Annotated in this window: 1 protein-coding gene; it reads right to left on the reverse strand. The window is 50.2% G+C overall.

Translation table 11 applies throughout. The features are described from left to right. The coding region (locus SB756_RS29390) for an HPr family phosphocarrier protein (RefSeq protein WP_410913079.1) at positions 1–285 on the reverse strand (285 nt) is incomplete at both ends.

Here is a 285-nt window from a genome sequence, read left to right on the forward strand (position 1 = left end):
GCCAGCTGACGGAAAGCGATCAGTGCCTCTTCAGCTTCTGGCCCTTTCGCAATCAGGCGCAGCGTATCGTTATAGCGAACTTGTAGTAACGCAATCTGGTTAATACTCTCTGGTGTGACGCATTTGCCGTTTTTTTCCAGCAACATATCGGCATTAAATGTCGATAAGGTATAAACCAGCCGGGAGGCCGGACGTACATGCAGGCCGTTACGGTTTTTTATGACCACCGCCAGAGAACGGGCTTCTTCATCGTACGCAGGACATGTGTCAGAGATTTCAGTGTCG

Source organism: Pseudomonas sp. SIMBA_068, from assembly GCF_046534705.1.
Taxonomy (GTDB): domain Bacteria; phylum Pseudomonadota; class Gammaproteobacteria; order Pseudomonadales; family Pseudomonadaceae; genus Aquipseudomonas; species Aquipseudomonas putida.